The organism is Candidatus Babeliales bacterium (assembly GCA_036260945.1).
Lineage (GTDB): Bacteria > Babelota > Babeliae > Babelales > JACPOV01 > JACPOV01.
Window position 1 is genome coordinate 987,714 of sequence record DATALT010000002.1, and the last position, 20,439, is coordinate 1,008,152.

15 protein-coding genes are annotated in these 20,439 nt (G+C 39.5%); 14 read left to right on the forward strand and 1 reads right to left on the reverse strand.

Annotated elements, in window-relative coordinates:
- Positions 1 to 20: 20 nt before the first annotated feature.
- The 9 genes from VHO47_05550 (at position 21) to VHO47_05590 (ending at position 11,457) form a co-directional block, all read left to right on the forward strand.
- Positions 21 to 1,328 (forward strand): hypothetical protein, encoded by a 1,308-nt coding sequence (locus VHO47_05550; protein ID HEX2978559.1) that lies wholly within the window; start codon positions 21 to 23, stop codon positions 1,326 to 1,328.
- The gene (gene zwf / locus VHO47_05555; GenBank protein HEX2978560.1) at positions 1,321 to 2,715 is read left to right on the forward strand and encodes a glucose-6-phosphate dehydrogenase; all 1,395 of its coding nucleotides are present in this window, start codon (positions 1,321 to 1,323) and stop codon (positions 2,713 to 2,715) included. Before VHO47_05550 ends, zwf begins: the two co-directional genes overlap by 8 nt.
- A complete protein-coding gene (gnd, locus tag VHO47_05560) occupies positions 2,712 to 3,695 on the forward strand; it encodes a decarboxylating 6-phosphogluconate dehydrogenase (protein ID HEX2978561.1) in 984 nt (327 codons plus the stop codon). Before zwf ends, gnd begins: the two co-directional genes overlap by 4 nt.
- A 116-nt stretch (positions 3,696 to 3,811) precedes the next feature.
- A complete protein-coding gene (locus VHO47_05565; protein HEX2978562.1) occupies positions 3,812 to 5,083 on the forward strand; it encodes a GIY-YIG nuclease family protein in 1,272 nt (423 codons plus the stop codon).
- 3 nt (positions 5,084 to 5,086) lie between these two features.
- Complete coding sequence (locus VHO47_05570; GenBank protein ID HEX2978563.1) at positions 5,087 to 7,651, forward strand: AAA family ATPase; 2,565 nt, start codon at positions 5,087 to 5,089, stop codon at positions 7,649 to 7,651.
- 4 nt (positions 7,652 to 7,655) lie between these two features.
- The gene (locus VHO47_05575; protein HEX2978564.1) at positions 7,656 to 8,444 is read left to right on the forward strand and encodes a GNAT family N-acetyltransferase; all 789 of its coding nucleotides are present in this window, start codon (positions 7,656 to 7,658) and stop codon (positions 8,442 to 8,444) included.
- Between the two features lie 54 nt (positions 8,445 to 8,498).
- Positions 8,499 to 9,377, forward strand: coding sequence for an RING finger domain-containing protein (locus tag VHO47_05580; GenBank protein HEX2978565.1), 879 nt, complete (start codon positions 8,499 to 8,501; stop codon positions 9,375 to 9,377).
- Positions 9,378 to 9,518: 141 nt separating this feature from the next.
- Positions 9,519 to 9,737, forward strand: a complete 219-nt coding sequence (locus VHO47_05585; GenBank protein HEX2978566.1) for a hypothetical protein — start codon at positions 9,519 to 9,521, stop codon at positions 9,735 to 9,737.
- Between the two features lie 13 nt (positions 9,738 to 9,750).
- The gene (locus VHO47_05590; GenBank protein HEX2978567.1) at positions 9,751 to 11,457 is read left to right on the forward strand and encodes a cytochrome c biogenesis protein DipZ; all 1,707 of its coding nucleotides are present in this window, start codon (positions 9,751 to 9,753) and stop codon (positions 11,455 to 11,457) included.
- Here the strand turns inward: VHO47_05590 and VHO47_05595 are convergent, their stop codons facing one another.
- A complete protein-coding gene (locus tag VHO47_05595) occupies positions 11,458 to 12,366 on the reverse strand; it encodes a hypothetical protein (protein ID HEX2978568.1) in 909 nt (302 codons plus the stop codon).
- An 80-nt stretch (positions 12,367 to 12,446) separates the two neighbouring features.
- On the opposite strand from VHO47_05595, the gene VHO47_05600 reads away from it, so the two are divergent.
- From VHO47_05600 to VHO47_05620, 5 genes are all read left to right on the forward strand, one after another.
- Positions 12,447 to 13,844 carry a glycosyltransferase gene (locus tag VHO47_05600; protein HEX2978569.1) on the forward strand — a complete coding sequence of 466 codons (1,398 nt, stop codon included), beginning with the start codon at positions 12,447 to 12,449 and terminating at the stop codon, positions 13,842 to 13,844.
- Positions 13,845 to 13,938: 94 nt separating this feature from the next.
- A complete protein-coding gene (gene asnB, locus VHO47_05605) occupies positions 13,939 to 15,891 on the forward strand; it encodes an asparagine synthase (glutamine-hydrolyzing) (GenBank protein HEX2978570.1) in 1,953 nt (650 codons plus the stop codon).
- Positions 15,888 to 17,156: a glycosyltransferase family 4 protein gene (locus VHO47_05610; GenBank protein ID HEX2978571.1), complete on the forward strand. Its 1,269-nt coding sequence runs from the start codon at positions 15,888 to 15,890 to the stop codon at positions 17,154 to 17,156. Before asnB ends, VHO47_05610 begins: the two co-directional genes overlap by 4 nt.
- The gene (locus tag VHO47_05615) at positions 17,153 to 18,727 is read left to right on the forward strand and encodes an NAD(P)/FAD-dependent oxidoreductase (protein HEX2978572.1); all 1,575 of its coding nucleotides are present in this window, start codon (positions 17,153 to 17,155) and stop codon (positions 18,725 to 18,727) included. The genes VHO47_05610 and VHO47_05615 overlap by 4 nt, the downstream gene beginning before the upstream one ends.
- The gene (locus tag VHO47_05620) at positions 18,708 to 20,153 is read left to right on the forward strand and encodes a glycosyltransferase family 39 protein (GenBank protein HEX2978573.1); all 1,446 of its coding nucleotides are present in this window, start codon (positions 18,708 to 18,710) and stop codon (positions 20,151 to 20,153) included. The genes VHO47_05615 and VHO47_05620 overlap by 20 nt, the downstream gene beginning before the upstream one ends.
- Positions 20,154 to 20,439: the final 286 nt, after the last annotated feature.

The following is a 20,439-nucleotide window of genomic DNA, read 5'->3' on the forward strand; positions in this document are numbered from 1 at the left end:
TTAAAAAAGGAAAAAAGTATATGAAGCGCATTTTTTTTTCAGATAACTCGTTGGTTCCTGATCAAGAAATTAAAATAGTTACGGAAAAGCTTTCAAGTGAAAAAAAGCGAATGAAAAATGGGATCCAAGACCATTATAAAACAGAGTATGCATCGCTTTATGCACCATTTGATCAGGATATGCGGGAAATGATTAAAAAAGAAATTGTTCGTGTGAGCAATTATAGTCCCGCACTTATAGTAGTGATTGGTATTGGTGGTTCAAACTTGGGCACAAAAGCAATTTGGCAGGCAATGCTAAGTTATTGTGGCACAGCGCAAAAAATTGAGGTGTGTTACGCAGATACCGTTGATCCTGAATTCTCCGCTTGCTTGGTAAAAAAAGTTGAAAGCATGCTTATTGCCAATAAAACTGTAGCGTTGGTTGTTGCAACTAAATCGGGAACTACCACAGAAACAATAGCTAATTTTGAGTTATTATTAGGGGTATTGAAAAAATATCGGCCAGATAATTATTCGCAATTGGTGACCATAATCACCGATCATCAAACGCCATTGCACGACATTGCGATGCATCATAATTTTGGCCTGTTAAATGTACCTAAAAAAGTTGGGGGGCGATTTTCGACACTTTCCGCCGTTGGGCTTTTTCCGCTGGGTTTAATGGGTATTGCTATTGATGCACTGTGCGATGGGGCAGTTTCGATCATTCGAGATGAAATCATCGATGAAAAAACAAATGATATAGCGCGCAGTGCAGCAATAAATTACTGGCATTATATAAATGGAAAACCGATGCGTGATATTTTTTTGTTTTCCGTTCTTCTTGAGGGCATTGGGCATTGTTATCGTCAATATATTGGCGAAAGCTTAGGGAAGCAATTCGATATGCAAAAAAAAGAAGTACGCGTTGGCATTACTCCACTTGTTTCAATTGGCACGATCGATTTACATTCGGTTGGGCAGCTTTATTATGGTGGACCGCGCGATAAAAATACGACATTTATAACGGTAAAAAAAATGCGAGCTGATGTTCACGTGCCTCAGATGAACGAATTTGATTCTTGCGTGAAAAATATTCAAGGGATTTCTTTTTCAGCAATTATGAATGCGGTTATTAGCGGTGTCAAAGATTCTTATAAAAATGAAGGATTGCCATTTACTTCTCTTGAGTTACCAGAAATATCTTCTTTTTATCTTGGCCAGTTGTTACAGTTTGCTATGATAGAAACAATGTTTATAGGGCATTTATTAAACATTAATCCATTTGACCAACCACATGTTGAACTCTATAAACAAGAAACGAGAAAGATCTTAGCGCATGAATGATTGTACGTTTATTATTCTGGGAGCAACTGGTGATCTGGCGAAGCGAAAACTGATGCCGGCGCTTGCAAAGCTCATAAAAGATGAAAAAGTAAAAAACTATGCGATTATTGGCGCTGCAAATAGTGATATTTCAGATGAAGAGTTTCAAGGGCGTTTCAATAATGCAATTTCTGATGTAGATAAAGCTCTCTTTCCGATAATCAAGCCGCGTATTTTTTATCAGCGCATAGGTTTTGACGATCTGGAATCGTTTAATCTTCTAGCATCTAAAATTGGAACAATTGAAAAGCAGTTTGCACTTTCTGGCAATCGGATCGTATACGTCGCAGCGCCATCGCTTTACTACTGCCCTATAACTGAATGTTTGGCAAAGAGTAAGATAGTTCAGCGCGGGCATTCAGGCGATACGCCATCACAGCGCATTGTGTACGAAAAACCTTTTGGCGTTGATCAACAATCGGCGCGTGATATAAATCATTGCATAGCCACTTGGTTTGATGAAAGTCAGATTTACCGAGTTGACCATTATCTAACAAAAGAGTTAGTAAGCAACATCGTTTTGGTGCGGTTTACCAATATTATTTTTGAGCCACTTTGGAATAGTAATTATATTGATTACGTCGAAATTATTTTAAGTGAAACCCTTGGCCTCGAGGGCAGGGGCCGTTATTACGATAGTTATGGTGTGCTTCGTGATGTAGTGCAAAATCATGCGATGCAGCTTCTTTCTTTGATTGCAATGGAGTTGCCGGCAAAATTAAGCGCAGAGGGTATTCAAGATCAAAAAACTGAAGTATTGAAAAATGTTCGGGTAGATCAAGGTTTTTTGGGGCAGTACGACGATTATCATAATGAACCGGATATTGCACCAAATTCGCAAACGCCCACTTTTTCTTGCTTGAAAATGTCAGTAGAAACGCCTCGATGGAAGGGCGTTCCGTTTTATATTAAAGCGGGAAAAAGGCTTGATCGAAAAGATACGTCGATTCATATAAAGTTTAAAAATGTTGATTGCACGCTCAAAGAAAGTTGCGTGTATGAATCCGATTATTTAACGATTCAAATTGAGCCTAATGCAACTTTTTCACTGCAGCTCAATACGAAACTGCCAGGAACACTTTATGGCGTGGCTCCCGTTCAATTAACGTTTAACCATGATTATGTTTTCCGAACATCCACGCCAGAAAGTTATGAAATATTATTAGAGCAAATTATGGCCGGTGAACAATCGGTTTCAGTTCGGTTTGATGAGATCGAATATGCATGGGCGGTGATCGATTCGATAAAAAATATGAAATTGCCGCTTTATAAATATAAACAGCTTTCATCTGGGCCAGATGAATTAAAAGATTTTGCCAAAAAAAATAAAATGAGGTGGCGCGTATGAAAGATTTCAATTCAGATCATCAAGGCCTTCAGGCCGCAGATCGATCTATGGGTAATAATTCGGGGTCCCCACAATCTGCGGCTGGCAAGCCGCATGTGGGGTTAATTGGATTAGGACGCATGGGATTGGCAATCGCTGAGCGGTTGCTCAATGCAAAATTTCATGTTGTCGGTTTTGATGAAAATGCTGCTGCGGTAAAAGAATTTGAAAAAATGGGAGGCGAGGGTGTTCGAACTGCGGGTGATGTTGGCTCTCATACGCAAATTTTTTGGCTGATGGTTCCCGCTGGTGATGCGGTTGATGAAGTGATCGACGAAATTTATCCGCACTTACGGCATAAAGCAATTGTTATTGATGGCGGTAATAGTAAATTTACCGATTCGATAAAGCGAGCTGAAAAGCTTAATTTCCAAGGGGTTCATTATCTTGATTGCGGCACATCTGGCGGATTGCACGGCAGAGAAAACGGATTTTCTTTAATGGTAGGCGGAAATAAAGAAGGTTTTAAACAAGCCGAACCATTATTTAAAGCTATTGCGGCGCCCAAAGGGTATGGCCATGTTGGTCCTTCGGGATCAGGGCATTATGTAAAAATGGTGCACAATGGGATTGAATATGCATTGCTCCAAGGGTATGCAGAAGGCCTACACTTGCTTCATGCAAATTCTCATTATAAAGAATTAGATTTGGCGCAAATCACCGATATTTGGAATCATGGATCGATTATTCGTTCGTGGATTTTAGATCTCGCGCACCGCATTCTAGAGCGTGATCAAAAGTTTGCAGAAATATCAGGCAAAATTTTTGAAAGCGGAACCGGAAAATGGACGGTTGAAGAGGCACATCGCCATCATGTTCCGGTAAAGCTCATTGAAGATGCGCTTAAAATTAGAGCAGATTCACGGGAATCCGGCGGCGATTATGCAACTAAACTAGTTGCGCTTTTGCGCCACGAATTTGGGGGCCATAAGCTGGGATGACCCATTTCGCGTTTAACATGATTTTTGGTATCCAAATTTTATACAATTTTACAAATTGAGTTTAATTTGGTATGATTTCCTATGGATTGAAGTAAAAAAAAGGTGCCAAAAAGCTCATGGAAAAGTCATATCTTTCATTACCGTTATTGCCGGGCGTTTATCTTTTTAAAGATAGTCAAAACGCCATTATATATGTTGGTAAGGCCAAATTACTAAGAAAACGGGTTGCATCCTATTTTCAAAAACAGCATGAAGACTGGAAGATAAAATCGTTGATCGATGAGCATTCAACGATTGAACATATCGTGACCCATACGGAAGCTGAAGCACTTTTACTTGAAGCGCAACTGATCAAAGAACATCAACCTAAATTTAACGTATTGCTCAAAAATGGGCAGCCGTTTCTTTATCTTACGGTAACGGCCGATGAATTACCTCGATTAGAACTGACACGCGCAAAGAAAAGAAAAGGGGTCTATTTTGGCCCGTTTATACAAAACAAAGGAGCGGTTCGTGCTGGGTACGACTATTTAATAAGAACATTTCGCTTGGACATTTGCAATCGCAAAATTCCTGACGGTTGTTTGAGATACCATATCGGTATTTGTGCCGGTGCTTGCAAAGATGATTTTGATAAAGAGGGCTATCTTTTTAGAATAAATCTTGCGACAAGTTTATTGCGGGGCAACTATAAAGAATCCCTTGCAGAATTGCGCGGACAAATTGCAAAATGTGTGCTTTCGCTACAATTTGAAAAAGCGCGTCAACTTAACTACTATTTGCAGAATCTGGATACGATTTTTGCAAATCTCAAAGTTAAATTCTCTGAAAGAAAATATGCACAAGAAGTTGCGCATGCAACGGCGCCCGAGCGTCCATTAAAAATTGGAAATTTAGCGCTTGGAAAACAACTTCAAGAAATGTTGAAGCTCGATACGGCGCCAGCTTCCATCGACTGTTTTGATATCTCCCATTTTCAAAGTAAATCGATCGTGGGTTCCTGCATCAGATTCGTGAATGGCGTGCCTGATAAAAATAGTTTTCGCCGCTTCGCACTTAAAACAATTGAGCAGCAAAATGATTATGCGGCGTTGCAAGAAATTGTCGGTCGCCGCTATCGAAATCCTGAGGAAATGCCTGATCTCATATTAATCGATGGGGGAAAAGGGCAATTGAGTGCTGTTGCTTCTCTTTTTCCTGAGCATGCTGCAAAAATCGTGAGTTTGGCAAAGCGGGAAGAAAGACTCTTTAGTAAAGAATTTTCTGATGGTATCTTGTTAGATAAGCAAACTGAGGTTGGAAGATTACTTATCGCGTTACGTGATTACGCCCATCATTTTGCGATCACGTATCATCGTCAAAAGCGCTCAAAGCGATTGGAAGGTTAAGATATGAATCAAGAACTGTTCACTAATGCAGCAAGTGAGTTGTTGCAAAAAAGTATCACGCTTGCGCAATCTGAGCATAATCCTACATTACTTCCTCTACATACACTCGCTGCGGGAGTTGCCGATGGATTTTGCGCATCTATTTTTTCAGCACTCAATGTACCAATCGATCAATTGAGTTTGCTTGTAACACGAGAATTAACGAAAATTACCCGTGTTGAAGGCGGAAAATTAGCGACCGATTACGTATTTGACACGTTCTATAAAGAGTTACAAAAAGAGGCACATTTGCTTGCAGATGCGTACGTAAGCATTGAGCATTTTCTTATTTGTTGGTCGACTACCGAGCAATTGCCCGTTCAAGTTCAACAGTTTTTTAAACAAACTGGTTTTACTAAAGACCGAATTCTCGCGCACATTAAGGCATTGCGAAAAGGAAAAACGGTTCAAGAAAAAAATGCGGAAAAACAGTATCAGCTTCTTGAAAAGTATTGCCAGAACATTACTAAAATGGCGCGCGAAGGAAAGCTTGATCCAGTAATTGGTCGTCATGAGGAAATTCGTCGCGTTATTCAAATTTTATCCCGGCGCACAAAAAATAATCCGGTCCTTATTGGTGAACCGGGAGTGGGTAAGACCGCGATTGTTGAAGGTATTGCTCAACGAATTGTAAATAATGATGTTCCTGAAGGATTGCGCGGAAAACAAATTTATGCGTTGGACCTTGGATTACTTATCGCTGGTGCAAAGTATCAAGGAGAATTTGAAGAGCGTCTTAAAGGGATCCTCAAGCAAATTGAAGAGGAAAGTGACCAAATCATTCTTTTTATAGATGAACTGCACATGCTTGTTGGCGCTGGAGCAACCGGCGGCGGTATGGATGCATCAAATTTACTTAAACCTGCTTTAGCGCGCGGCCTGTTGCATTGTATTGGTGCCACTACCATTAAAGAATATAAAAAATATATTGAAAAAGATGCTGCACTCGAGCGTAGATTTCAAAAAGTTCTCATTGAAGAACCTTCAATTGAAGATGCCGTTTCAATTTTACGCGGTTTAAAAGAGCGCTATGAAATGCATCATGGGATTCATATTAAAGACCAGGCGCTTCTCGACGCGGTTATACTTTCAGCAAAAAATATTCCGGATCGCTTCTTACCAGATAAAGCAATCGATTTAGTTGATGAAGCTGCATCCATGGTCAGGATGTCGATTGATTCTTATCCACCAGAAATCGATCAGCTTGATAGAAAAATTCGCCAGCTTGAGATTGAAAAAGTGGCTTTACAAAAGGAAAAAGAGGATCATGCTATTAAAAGACTTGAGCTCTTGGAAAAAGAATTAGCCGATACAAAAGAAAAATATCAGGTCCTTAAAGGGCAGTGGGAAGCTGAGCGAAAGCCATTAGAAGCTATCGGAAAAATAAAAGAAAAAATTGAACAAGCAAATTATGCGTTCCAGCAAGCTGAGCGTGAAGGCGATTATGCAAAAGCATCCGAAATAAAATACGGAAAAATTGCAAAACTCGAGCAAGAGCTTGCAAAAGAACAAGAGAAATCGAAAAAAGCTAAAACGCATTTGATCAAAGAAGAGGTCGACGAGCGGGATATCGCCGCAGTTCTTTCTCGATGGACTGGAATACCTGTTGAAAAATTAGAAACGACCGAAACGCAAAAACTACTTAAGATGGAGCAGGTGCTTAAAAAGCGTGTCATCGGGCAAGACGAAGCGATAACGACTGTTGCGCATGCGATTCAGGTGCATCGCGCTGGGCTTGCGGATCCACGCAAACCGATCGGCTCATTTTTATTTTTAGGGCCAACCGGTGTTGGTAAAACCGAAGTAGCAAAAACGCTCGCAGATTTTCTCTTTAACAATACTAACCGACTTATTAGAATCGACATGTCCGAATACATGGAAAAACATGCGGTTGCTCGTTTGATCGGGGCGCCTCCTGGTTATGTTGGTTATGAAGAAGGTGGGCAATTAACGGAACAAGTTCGCCAACATCCCTATAGCGTTGTGCTCTTTGATGAAATTGAAAAAGCGCACCCAGATGTTTTTAATGTATTTTTACAAATTCTGGATGAAGGCCACTTAACCGATAGTCAAGGACGCACGGTCTCGTTTAAAAATTGTATTATTATTATGACCTCAAATATTGGTGCAGATTTAATTCTGGAAGCTAAAGAATTGAATGATAAAGTAAAACATCAAATCGAACAGTTATTGCATAAATCGTTCCGCCCTGAATTTCTTAATCGCATCGATGCAATTGTTTTCTTTAAAATGCTTAATGAAGCTGATGTAGAAAAAATTGCTGCGCTCCAGATGAAAGAGATAGAGAAACGTTTAGCAGAAAAAAATACTGCTATAACTATCGACGATGCAGTAATAAAAGAGGTTGCACAGCGTGGCTATGTTAAAGAATTTGGCGCGCGCCCGCTTAAGCGTGCTATTTCGCAGTACGTTACGGTTCCACTTTCGCATTTTATGCTCGAACACCCTGATGCAAAGAATATTGAAGTGGGTGTCAAAAAAGGACAAATTACTATTCAAAAGAAGTAGTCAGATGAAGAGCTGGCACTATACTTTATTATTGATTGGAATGTCATTTTTTTGTTGCTTGACTAAAAGCGAAACAGTAAATAGCGAACACTATATAACCACTAAATATAATTTTTTCTGTCTTTGGAAAAAAATCGGTTGGCCAACGGCTCGAGTTGGTAATGCCGATTTTTTTTTAGGTCCCATAAAGTGTGGGTATTTCAATGCGGCCTGGAATATTAGAACGCATGACGAATTTAAAAGCGCGCAAGATTTTTTTAATGGCAATCGATTTTATATTCAGCATCTTCCAGATCAGCTAAATGTGGACATTTGCCCGTGGTTTAAAGATCCAGTAACTCGTTTAGAAATGATTCTTGATATTCCATCGTTTACGTTCCAAAAAGATTCCGAAGAATTTTCTATTCGCGCCGTTAGCAATGAAGAAGAACTCAATGATTTCGCTCAATTATTTGCGCCCGGATTTTCATTATCAATGGAAGAAGCTTTAATATCGCTCAAACCGATGAGCGCCGTTTCTACTTTTTTTGTCGCGTATCATAAAGATGAGCCGGTGGGCCGGGCACAACTTTTTATCGACGATCACGATACTGCCGGAATTTGGATGGTATTCGTTAAAGAAAACTTTAGAAAAAAAGGTATCGGGCGAGCGCTAACGCAAAAATGTTTGCGGCATGCAAAAGATTGCGGAGCAACCATTGCGGTTTTAAACGCTACACCCAATGCAGAATCTCTTTATCTTAAAATGGGATTTAAAGCTCGGCAGCTTTGGCATCTTGAAATTATGCGTTAAAAACAAAAAAATGGTAGAATTCTTTGATAAAGAAATTTCACAAGGAGTTTTATAATGCGTAAAAACTATTTTTTGATACTGCCGTTTATTCTTTCAGCATCTCTTTCTTATTGCCAGTCAAAAGTGTTGCCGGAAATGTTGGAAAATTATCCTACTATTAGAGAAAAAGTGGACAAAGAAACCGATCCATATTTTTACACTTCTATTCCAAATAAAAAAGAACATGCAGCGCAACGGCAATTTGCCAATCAATTTATGAGATTTCTGTTTGCAAATTGCTTAAGTTCGAGGCAGTGCGCCGAAAATTTATTGAAAGATACGGTTCAGGGCGAACTTAAAACATTTATTATCGAAAAAATTACTGCGCAAGTTGTGCAAAATATGACGCGCAATGGCGATGTTGTTGATGAAGCGACGGTACGCCCAATTGTCGTTAAATTGCAAGGAAAGAAAATTGAGGAAGACATTCTAAGAAAGCGTTTAATTATCGATCACCTTGATAATTATTATATTCAATGGGATATCGAAAAAGCGGTAAAAAAAGAACAAGAACAATTGATAAATCAAGCGACCCAGCAGGGGGCTGGCATGGGCGCAGGCCCGCAAGTGCGGGATGAAATTCGCGAAACGTATCCAGATTTTAATGAAAAAAGTGCCGATGGATTGCGTAGAAACAAGATTTTTTTTAGTGAAGCAGAAAAAGCAAAAAGAAATAACTATAGAGACGCAGAATGCCCTGTGTGTTTGGAATCGTTTGAAAGCAAGGGCCATCGCGTAAATTTATTTTGTGGACATTCAATTTGCCCATCATGTCTTAAAAATTGGATTCATGGCCAAGGAACAACCACGTGTCCGAAGTGCCGCGCGCATATCAACCGTGAAGAGTTTTCAAAAAACTATTTAGCGGCTGAACAACGAGCAGCTCAAAAATAGTTGTTTGCTATCAGATTTAAAGAAAAAGGCTGCTTTTTAAGGCGGCTTTTTTTGTGGACACACCATTTACTCTGATCGGATGAATATTGCTTTCTTATTGTTGATACTGTTAAGGTAGCAATAGGGAAAAGGAGATAGGGTATGAAGAAGTTCTTCAATAAGATATTCAATAGTGACGAAAAACGGGCAGAGCATAACTCAAGTTTTAAAAATCATTTAAAAGATCGCTTGGGCAATATGCATCGCAAAATGTCTCGAGGCGCATCCAATATTGCACGCATGATTAGAACTCGAGGAAAATGGGGAAATAAAGAACAATTTGGGCGCGGCGGCAACAACAAGCACCATAAGGCTGATTGAATAGTATTGTCGCATGATTATTCTTATTCTTTTTTCATTTTTAGCTGGCATTGTAACTGTTCTTTCGCCATGCATCTTACCAGTATTGCCGCTTTTACTTTCAGCTGGCGTTGGTGAAGGAAAAAAGCGCCCGCTTGGGATTGTATGCGGTTTGATAGTAAGCTTTTCATTTTTTACGTTAACGCTCACGGCACTTGTTCAGCTCACTGGTATTTCGCCAGACTTCTTACGGTACATAGCTATAGCGATTGTCACATTTTTTGGTCTAACGCTCATTTTTCCGAGTATCGATCAATGGTTTGAACGAGCTACTGCCGGCGTTGCGCTTATTGGTCAAAACCTGCAATCATTTTCAATCACAACCGGATCTGGGTTTTTAAGTGGATTCATTATAGGAATCGCACTCGGATTAATTTGGACGCCCTGCGGAGGGCCAATTTTGGCTGCAATAACGACGCTAGTGGCAACCGGTTCATTGAGTTTATTGGCAGTGGTGGTGACGCTTGCGTATAGTATCGGGGCTGCAATTCCAATGTTTTTTATTATGTATGGGAGTAGTAAAATTATTAATTCGACGGTTGCGCTCTCTGTCTATGCGCAACCCTTGCGCAAAATTTTTGGTGTGCTTATGATTATTGGCGCATTTGCTATAGCTTTTCATTTGGATGATGTTGTTTTTCGGTGGGTTGAGCTTAATTATTTCCCTACTGTTTCGATTGAGAATAGCGAAACGATCAAAAAAGAATTAGAAAAAATAAACCCACTGAGTAATCCAGAATTTCTCCCTTCTCAAAAAAAATCACAAGCGCCCGATTTTATTGGTATTAGCCAATGGATTAACTCTGCGCCGCGGACTTTAGCAGATTTGCGCGGCAAGGTTGTCTTGGTCGATTTTTGGACCTATAGCTGCATAAATTGTGTTCGAACGTTTCCTTATCTTAAGAAATGGTATAGCGATTATAAAGATAAAGGATTTGTAATAATTGGTGTGCATACACCAGAATTTGAATTTGAAAAAAAGAGTGCAAATGTTAAAGACGCAGTAACTCGTTTTGGAATTACCTATCCGGTAGCTTTAGATAATCATTACAAGACTTGGCAGAACTATAATAATCGTTTTTGGCCAGCGCATTATTTGATTGATCAAAATGGGATCGTTGTTCAAACTCATTTTGGCGAAGGCAACTATGTAGAAACTGAAAATGCTATTCGTCGTTTACTCGGGCTTTCTCCTGAAGAAGAGAAACCTGAAAAAACTTCTGGGGGCGCACAAACGCCAGAGACTTATCTGGGATACGATCGAGCGCGTGCTTATAGCCCAGAAATAAAAATTATTAAAAATCAAACCGTCGATTATTCATTTACAGAAAAACTAGGCGCGAATCATATTGGGCTTAAAGGGCAATGGTTTGCCGATGGTGAATTTATACGATCCGAACGCGATGGCGCTCAATTAGATCTGAACTTCATAGCAAATCGCGTATATTTAGTGATGGATTCAACAAGCGAAGCATTTGTTGAAATCTTGCTTGATGGGCAACCAGTACCAGAAAAGTACCGCACTGTTGATATGGATACCAATGGAAAATTGCGCGTGAATCAAGCACGCATGTACGATATTTTGGATCTCAAAGGCGATTATGGCCGTCATCAACTAACGTTGATTTTTCCAAAAGATGTATCAGCGTATGCATTTACTTTCGGATCTGGTGAGAAATAGCTATTTTTTTTCCAGCCAATCTTCTCCAAAAGGATATTCAGAGCCATAGTCGGTTGTTGTTTCATCCAAAAATTCTCGCAACTTTTCTGGTGAAGGGCAATAGGCAGCGGTAATTTTTTTTGATTTTTGCAATGCTTTAAAATATTCTTTGCGCCCTGTTAGAAAAATTGGTTTTCTATCTTTTGAAAGTTCTAAAAGAGTATCTTCAAATTCTTGTGAGCCTATTCTGCCCTTTGCCGCAAGCCACTTGTCGCCAACTTTTTCAAATGGATCGTCCGAAAGTTCTTTTCCTTCAAGTAATCTATAATGCGGCGTGGTTACGATTCCTTGGGTAAATAGATCCCGTATCATTATCCCTTTTTTGCGCAGCTGATCTTGATAACATGCCTGTTCAGATACATCTTGATTGGTGGCTAAAATTAAACCTAGAAATGCTTTTTCTTTTATGTGATTAATCACATCTAGATTTGGTTCAGGCTGTGTTGATAATTCTAAAGCCTTTGCTTTTTCATCATCACTCAGCGGTGTCATGCTATTTAAGCTTAAGTAGAAACTAACCCCGTCGATTGAGTTGCTCAGGCCCTTCTTTTTTGGATCGGTCCCACGGGCGTATTCATATCCTGTTTTTACGATTGCCATAGTATGGGCGGGAATTGTGATATATTTTTCAAGCCATGAGCGCTTTTGCGAAAACTCTGAAATTATTGGCGTATAATGATAAAATAATTGAAGCGCGTTTTTCGATTCAAGCGCATTTGTAGCGAGTAAATCGCTCGAGATAATAAAGCGAGGAGAGCTGGGAGATTGAGATTTGACAAAAAACCCTGAACTATTAGCTTTTTCATTATCCATCGTAAATAGAGTGCTTGAACTCATCGCTCCAACCAAAATAAAAAGATAGAGAATCATACATTCCTTTTTTGATAATTTGTCTTATTACCCATCCATTTGTATGCTAGCAAAAAAATCAAAAAAAAGGCGATTAATCAATGAATAATATAATGAGCCAGGCTGCCGGTACGCAGCAAAAACCATTCTCTTTTTGGCTAAAAAAAAATTGGTATTATCATGCATCAATCGCACAATTTTATAGTTGGGCAGTACCAGCAAATTCTCGCGTGTTGCAAATTGGATGCAAGACGGGAACGCTGCTCAAAGCAGTAAAGCCTTCATATGGCGTTGGTATCGAATCTGAACTAGATTGCCTTGAGCTTGCTAAGCAGGAGTTCCCATCATATCGATTTTATAGTTCGCTCGATCAGATTGAACAGGGAGAACTTTTTGATTACATCATTCTCTCTTCTACTGTTATGGAGATAGATGATATTCAAATAATTTTGAATCAGTTGAAAGAACATTGCCACGATCGTACGCGCATCGTTTTGGATATGTACTCTTTTTTATGGGAACCATTTTTGCGCATTGGCCAAAAAATGGGAATGCGGCGCCAAACTCCTTTAAAAAATTGGCTTTCGCTTAACGATCTTGAAAATTTACTTTATTTAAGCGGCTTTGAGATTATTACGAGCGGCCGAAAGCTCCTTTTTCCTTTTTATATTCCTGTTTTTTCATGGATTTTAAATACGCTTTTTTCACATATCCCATTCATAAATAGGTTATGTTTAATGGAATGGGTTGTCGCGCGTCCCGTCGCCTCTCAAATCGAAAAAAAGCCGATGGTCTCGGTTATTGTTCCCTGCAGAAATGAGCGAGGAAATGTTGAGTTAATTGTGAAAACATTGCCGCAATTGGGAGAAAAAACAGAAATTATTTTTATTGAAGGGCATTCAAAGGATGGCACGCTTGATGAAATTAAGCGTGTTGCAGAGTTTTATCCGGAAAAAAATATTCGATTTGCAGTGCAGCAAGGAAATGGTAAAGGTGATGCGGTGCGCCTCGGATTTGAAATGGCAAGTGGGGACATTCTAATGATTCATGATGGCGATAACACGGTGCCGATGCATGAACTCCATCTTTTTATTCATGCACTTGTATCAGGAAAAGGTGAAATGATAAACGGATCACGTTTTGTGTATGGAATGGAATCGGGAGCAACCCGTTTTTTAAATATAATTGCAAATCACGCGTTTAGTTTAGGGTTTTCGTGGCTGCTCGGGCAAAAGGTAAAAGATACGCTTTGCGGCACCAAAGTTTTATTCAAAAGAGATTACGAACTTATTGCTCAAAACCGTTCTTATTTTGGCGATTTTGATCCATTTGGTGATTTCGATTTGTTATTCGGTGCTGCAAAATTGCATTTAAAAATTGTCGATATACCGGTGCATTATAAAGCACGCACGTATGGGCAAACGCAAATCCGCAGATTCTATCACGGTATTTTGCTTGCACAAATGTGGCTGTTTGCTTTGCGCAAGTTTAAGTTTTAAAAATTTAGTGGTATAAAGATCATATCGATAAGAAATAGATATTGTGGGCCCTAAAAATCGTATGAATTTTTGGGATAAATATTGGAGAGCAAGTATGTGCGGAATAGCGGGGTACAGATTTCTTTCTGCTGCGCCTCATGCGCTTGATGAGATCGTTCTAAACCGTGTGCAACAATCAATGAGCCATCGTGGGCCGGATGGATTTCGAATTTGGCATGCTCCCGATAAAAAAACCACGCTCGTGCATCGCCGTTTGAGCATCGTTGATCTTTCTCAAGCCGGATTTCAGCCACTTTTTGATGAAGAAAAATCTATTGCCGTGATTTGCAACGGCGAACTCTATAATCATCCTGTGTTGCGGAAAGAATTAGAAGCGGAAGGCTATCGTTTCAGCTCCAATTCTGATACCGAAACAATTCTGTATGCGTATAAAAAATGGGGAATTGCATGTTTGGATCGCCTTGAGGGCGATTTTGCGATTGTTATTGTCGATATGCGTACAAATGAGCTTTATTTGGTGCGCGATAGAATTGGTGTTAAGCCTCTTTATTTTTCTTTGCAAAATGGCGTATTGAGTTTTTCTTCGGAAATCAAAGCCCTTTGGCCATTGCCTTGGATTGAAAAAAATATCAGCGTGCGCGGCGTTTCGCATTATTTAACTTATATGGTAACGCCGGCACCCCTTACGCTTTATGAAGGCATTTATAAGTTGCCTGCCGGTTTTTATCTCAAAGCTGACGCAAACAATAATGTTTCATTTAAAGAATGGTATAATCCGCTCGATGTGGTTGCGGGGCAATCTCTTATAACGAATGAAGCGCAAGCGATCGATGATATTGAATCGATTTTTAGCCATGCGGTAAACAAGCGCTTAATGTCGGATGTGCCGCTTGGCTCTTTTTTATCTGGTGGGATTGATTCGAGTTTGATCGTCGCGCACATGAGCCGCACTTCAGATATGGTTAAAACGTTTAACGTTTCGTTTTCTGATGGCCCGGAATACAGCGAAGTTGAATGGGCGCGCAAAGTTGCGACTCAATTTAAAACCGATCATCATGAAATCACGATCAGCGAAAAAGAGGCGTTCGAATTTTTCCAGTCGATGGTCTACCATCAAGATGAACCGCTTGCTGATTGTGTTTGTATTCCGCTTTATTTTGTCGCAAAACTATTACGCGATTCGGGGGTAACGGTAGTGCTCGTTGGTGAGGGTTCTGATGAACTTTTTTGCGGATACACAACGTACGCGCAATATGTGGATACCTATAATAAATATTGGAGTCCCGCGACAAAATATGTTCCAGGAGTTATTAAAACAGGGGTCTATGGATTAGCAAAACGGGCTATTGCGCACAAACCACACCGCCTTTCGCTTGTGCAACAATGGGCCCAGGGAAGAAATTTATTTTGGAGTGGAGCGATCGCATTTCCGGAACTGCTAAAGAAAGAAGTTTTTGATGCTGCCGCACATGCTCCCTACGATTCCATATTGCAAGCAATTTATCCGGGATTTGATCAGGAAGCAGATAGCTATGCAATCGTCGATTATCATTTAAAGCAAGTTGACGAGCGTGCGCCGCATTTAGATTTCTTAAATCGTATGATTTATTTGGAAATGAAGCAGCGATTGCCCGAATTATTACTTATGCGGCTTGATAAAATGGCGATGGCAACATCGGTCGAAGGAAGAGTTCCATTCTTGGATCATGAACTCGTAGAATATGCATTCAGAATTCCCCAAGCACTCAAATATAAAAATGGCATCACAAAATATATTCTTAAGAAAGTTGCTGAGCGATCGCTTCCGCAGGATGTTGTTTATCGAAAGAAGGTTGGCTTTGCAGCGCCGACAATGCGTTGGTTTAAAGAGGGCAGCTATTTTAAACCATATTTTCAAGAAATGCTTGTGAAAAAACGTGCAGAATGGGGTGCATACATTAATTTCGATGCGATGGAGCGAATGTATAAACAAAATGCGGCGGGGCAGCGAGAATGTGCCGTTCAATTATGGACGCTGCAGAATTTGATTGCAGGATCAACGCTATGAAAAGCGCGCAAGGAACGATTCTTTATCTGCGAACAGATATTTCGGACCAGGAAATAGTAGCGGGAGGTTCTGTTTCGCATACGACGGGCGTAATTTCCGGATTAATTAAGCGGGGCTATCGCGTCATTGTTGCCGCATCGATGATGCAAAAACAAATTGAGCAGCTTTCTATTACTCGATTTTATAAGCTGCAAAATCCGCGTGTATTTTCGTTTTTGCGCTGGAAGATTAACTGCTTATTGTCCAATGTTTTTTTTTCCGTACAAGTTCTTCGATCTATTAAAAAAGAAAAGATTTCATATATTTATCAGCGGTACAGTATTCTAAATTGCGTTGGCGTTCTCATCAGCACAATAAAAAAGCTGCCGCTTGTTTTAGAATATAATGGCTCAGAGGTTTGGGTTGAAAAAGAATGGGCTGTGAAAAAAAAATTTAAACTTCTTTGGCTTATCAATAAAATTGAGATCTTTAATTTACGATCGGCTCAGCGCATCATTGTTGTTTCCGATCCACTCAAAGAAGAATTAATTAAGCGCGGAATCCAACCAGAAAAAATATTAGTAAACCCGAACGGTGTCGACCCGTATCTATTTGATCCTTTGGTACTCGAACCGTTGGGTAAAGAAATTCGTAACTTCTATAAAATCCCAGAAAATGCGTTTGTAGTTGGTTTTATTGGCACTTTTTCGCAATGGCACGGTGTTGAGCTCATTGCTGAAATAGTTTCTGCCCTCACGCAAAAAAAAGATAATATTTTTTTTATATTGGTCGGTGATGGGCCGTTACTTGGGATGCTGCGGAAAAATCTCGAGGATTTTAATGCTTACCAATCAAAAATTATTATGCCTGGAATGGTAGCGCACGAATGTGCGCGTAAATATTTAGCAGCATGCGATGCGTTTATCTCCCCGAATCAACCAAATAAAGATGGTAGTAGGTTTTTTGGCTCGCCAACAAAATTATTTGAATATATGAGTTTAGCAAAGCCTGTTATAGCATCCGATCTTGAACAGCTTGCCCAGATAATTGTGCCAGCCGTCCGGGCAGACTTTCTGAATGATAAAAGCAAATGGGCAACGGCCTGCGGATTTTTGGCTGAAAGCAATAGGCCAGAAGAATTTATTCGAGCTATCCGTGCTCTTGCTGACGCTTCGAAAAATGATTTGAAAGTGATAGGGAATAATGCGCGTACAGAAATTCTTAGATATTATTCATGGAATGCGCATGTTGCACGTATTGATGAATTTGCAAAAGGAAGAGAATGAGCCAAAAAAAGGCGATTATAATTGGAGCAGGGCCAGCAGGATTAACGGCGGCATATGAGCTTATTAAGCGCACAAATATCAAGCCAATTGTTTTAGAAAAAAGTGAACACTTAGGGGGAATTTCTCGCACGGTGAATTATCGCGGGAATCGTATTGATATCGGTGGGCATCGTTTTTTTTCAAAATCGGATCGTGTGATGAATTGGTGGGCAGAAATTCTGCCGCTTCAGGCACTTCAAGCAGGGCAAACCAACATTTCATACCAGAATAAATCGCGCTCAATTTTTGGTAACTTAAGTGGCCCAAATCCAGCGATTGAAGATCGGGTAATGCTTTTGCGCTCCAGAGTTTCGCGCATTTATTTTAAAAGAAAATTTTTCTCCTATCCGTTGCAATTTAATCCAGAAACGGTTCGGAATCTCGGTCTTACTTCAACTGTGAAAATTGGCGCAAGTTACATGAAAAGCTGCGCGTTTCCCATAAGAAAAGAAAAAAACCTAGAAGATTTTTTTATCAATCGTTTTGGAACTGAACTTTATCGCACATTTTTTAAATCGTACACAGAAAAAGTATGGGGCCTTTCATGCTCGCAAATTAGTCCTGAATGGGGCGCTCAGCGCATTAAAGGATTATCGGTTGCTAAAACAATCCAGCATTTTGCAAAACAAATAATAGTGCCCAAAAAAAATGATATCGCCCAAAAGAACACTGAAACGAGCTTGATTGAACAATTTCTCTATCCCAAGTTCGGACCTGGCCAAATGTGGCAAGAGGTTGCCGATCGAGTCCGGGCGGGCGGTGGAGAGATCAGGATGGGTTGGCAGGTAAGCAAATTATATAAAGAAGATTCGTTAGTTTCAAAAGTGTGCGCATTTGATTCGCATACGGGGCAAGAAGAGTTGTTTGATACTTCGCACGTATTTTCTACTATGCCGGTTAAAGAGCTCGTGCAATCGTTTCAATGGCAAGCTCCTGCAGAGATTAAAATGCTGAGCGATGGTTTAATGTACCGCGATTTTATTACCGTAGGTTTACTTTTGAAAAAATTAAAAATTAAAGAAGCAGATGGTGGCTTAATTAAAGATAATTGGATCTACATTCAAGAGCCTGACGTATTTGTCGGGCGTTTGCAAATTTTTAATAATTGGAGCCCGTACATGGTCGCCGATCCAAGTAATGTGTGGGTAGGGCTTGAATATTTTTGCAATGAAGGTGATGAACTTTGGAGCAAATCTGAATCGGACTTGATTGCGCTTGCTATTGAAGAAATGTATAAAATGGGGTTCATCGATCGAGCGGACGTTTTAGATGCGACCGTTTTACGCGTTGAGAAAACCTATCCTGCCTATTTTGGTACGTACAATAGATTTGACCATATAAAAAATTATATCGATCAATTTAAAAATCTTTTTTTAGTTGGTAGGAATGGTATGCATAAATATAACAACCAAGACCATTCTATGCTGACAGCGATGCAAGCGGTCGAAAATATAATTGCGGGCTCGCACGAAAAAGAGAATATTTGGGCCGTGAATACTGAGCAAGAATATCATGAATCTAAACGCGCTTAAAAAGTCTTTACCAGAAATTTCTTCATGCGTATTCGTGCGCATTGGGACTGGCACCATTATTTTGATGATGATTTTGATGGGTATTGTGCAAGTCTACGCTCCTTTTGACCAAGATGAGATTGAAGCGGTGCATACCGCATGGAAAATAATTCATGATGGCGTAATTTATCGAGATTTTTTTCAGCATCACCATCCGCTCTTGTATTATTTATTAGTTCCGGTGATCAAACTATTTGGCGAGGTATTTCGTACACTGTTAATTATTCGTATGATTGTTTTTTTCCAATATTTTTTAATTGGGCTCGTTACCTATTTTCTTTCCAAGCGTTTATTTAATGCAGAAATTGCGATGCTCAGCGCTTATTTATTATTAACAGCAATGATTTTTACCAAACTTTTGCAAATCAGGCCAGACGGCCCGCAAGTTTTGTGCGGCATGATTTCGTTATTGTTTTTATTTAATTTTTTCGAACAACAGAAAAAATTAAAGCGTTGGGCGCAGCTCGTGATAAGCGCATTATTTTTATCGCTCTCTTTTTTGTTTTTGCAAAAAGCGATTTTTTTGATCGCGGCAATAGCTGTAATTTTTCTGCTGCAGGTTTATAAGCGAGAAATTTCTTTTTTAGAATGCGTTGTTTATGCGGTCGCTTTTTTGGCGCCAATCATTGGTTATTTTGCCTACTTATCGGTTGTTGGGGCTTGGGAGCTGTATTATAAATTTAATTGGCTGCTCAATGCGATGCATACCGGTAGGTTTTTGCCATTTTATACGTTGCAACTCTTGGCAACGAGTCAATTGCTATGCGCATGTTATCCAATTGGCATTTTTTATTATCTTGAAACCTATTATCAAAAAATAATTGCATGGTGCTCAGTTTGGCTTTTATTTGCTGCAATCGTTATTGCAAAATTTTCGTATGCGCAATATTATGCACCCGCAATTCCGCTCATGGCGATGATCGCAGGCTGTGCGATTTATAAGATATGCTTAGGAAATCCCTATAAAATGCTCATGATTATGTTTGCACTTACGTGGGGATCAATAATTGGAAACAGCTATCAAGTTGTAAAAATGGCTGTGAAAGGAATTAATCGCGAGTCGCATGAAAAAATTAATTTTGTGCTAAATAATGCTCCCGAAGGTTCATCGGTTTACGATGGAAAAAGTTTTTTTAACCTGTTTCGGCACGATATCGATTTCTTTTGGTTTGAAGCGCGGATGAATCATGAGAAATCTGATTTAATTCCAATTTATGAGAGACTGACCGGAAATAAATATGATGTGCATATGGCGATTGAAAAACATAAACCTGTGATAATCTCAAGTTATTATATAGATCTTTCCAGTGAGTTTATCGTGTCCAATTACGAACGGTCAGTTCCATTGTATGATCTGTTTCTAAAAACCACGTTCCTAAAACGCTAATCCTAGATGTTCGAATTGCGCTTAATGTGTCACTGTTATGATTTGTTGAATGTGCTAATTTTTTTCGGCGTAAAATCTTCTATCTCGAGAAATATTTTTATATCATCAGATCAAACCATAAGAAATCAATACTCGTTATTTCTTGCTGAGTGCCCTAAGTATTTGATAATTTCAAATTCATTATTAGAAATTGCGACTTGGGAATTTATCGGTATGCAAAATGTTAGCATTGCGGAAATAGAAAAAAATTTAATTATTATCGTCTTTAAAAATATTATTTTTCTAT

Bases quoted from the DNA above. Each gene is read 5' to 3' on its own strand.
- VHO47_05590 (HEX2978567.1), top strand. From the start codon at position 9,751: ATGATTATTCTTATTCTTTTTTCATTTTTAGCTGGCATTGTAACTGTT.
- VHO47_05580 (HEX2978565.1), top strand. From the start codon at position 8,499: ATGCGTAAAAACTATTTTTTGATACTGCCGTTTATTCTTTCAGCATCT.
- VHO47_05600 (HEX2978569.1), top strand. From the start codon at position 12,447: ATGAATAATATAATGAGCCAGGCTGCCGGTACGCAGCAAAAACCATTC.
- VHO47_05610 (HEX2978571.1), top strand. From the start codon at position 15,888: ATGAAAAGCGCGCAAGGAACGATTCTTTATCTGCGAACAGATATTTCG.
- VHO47_05565 (HEX2978562.1), top strand. From the start codon at position 3,812: ATGGAAAAGTCATATCTTTCATTACCGTTATTGCCGGGCGTTTATCTT.
- VHO47_05620 (HEX2978573.1), top strand. From the start codon at position 18,708: ATGAATCTAAACGCGCTTAAAAAGTCTTTACCAGAAATTTCTTCATGC.
- VHO47_05595 (HEX2978568.1), bottom strand. From the start codon at position 12,366: ATGATTCTCTATCTTTTTATTTTGGTTGGAGCGATGAGTTCAAGCACT.
- zwf (HEX2978560.1), top strand. From the start codon at position 1,321: ATGAATGATTGTACGTTTATTATTCTGGGAGCAACTGGTGATCTGGCG.
- VHO47_05550 (HEX2978559.1), top strand. From the start codon at position 21: ATGAAGCGCATTTTTTTTTCAGATAACTCGTTGGTTCCTGATCAAGAA.
- asnB (HEX2978570.1), top strand. From the start codon at position 13,939: ATGTGCGGAATAGCGGGGTACAGATTTCTTTCTGCTGCGCCTCATGCG.
- VHO47_05575 (HEX2978564.1), top strand. From the start codon at position 7,656: ATGAAGAGCTGGCACTATACTTTATTATTGATTGGAATGTCATTTTTT.
- gnd (HEX2978561.1), top strand. From the start codon at position 2,712: ATGAAAGATTTCAATTCAGATCATCAAGGCCTTCAGGCCGCAGATCGA.
- VHO47_05585 (HEX2978566.1), top strand. From the start codon at position 9,519: ATGAAGAAGTTCTTCAATAAGATATTCAATAGTGACGAAAAACGGGCA.
- VHO47_05615 (HEX2978572.1), top strand. From the start codon at position 17,153: ATGAGCCAAAAAAAGGCGATTATAATTGGAGCAGGGCCAGCAGGATTA.
- VHO47_05570 (HEX2978563.1), top strand. From the start codon at position 5,087: ATGAATCAAGAACTGTTCACTAATGCAGCAAGTGAGTTGTTGCAAAAA.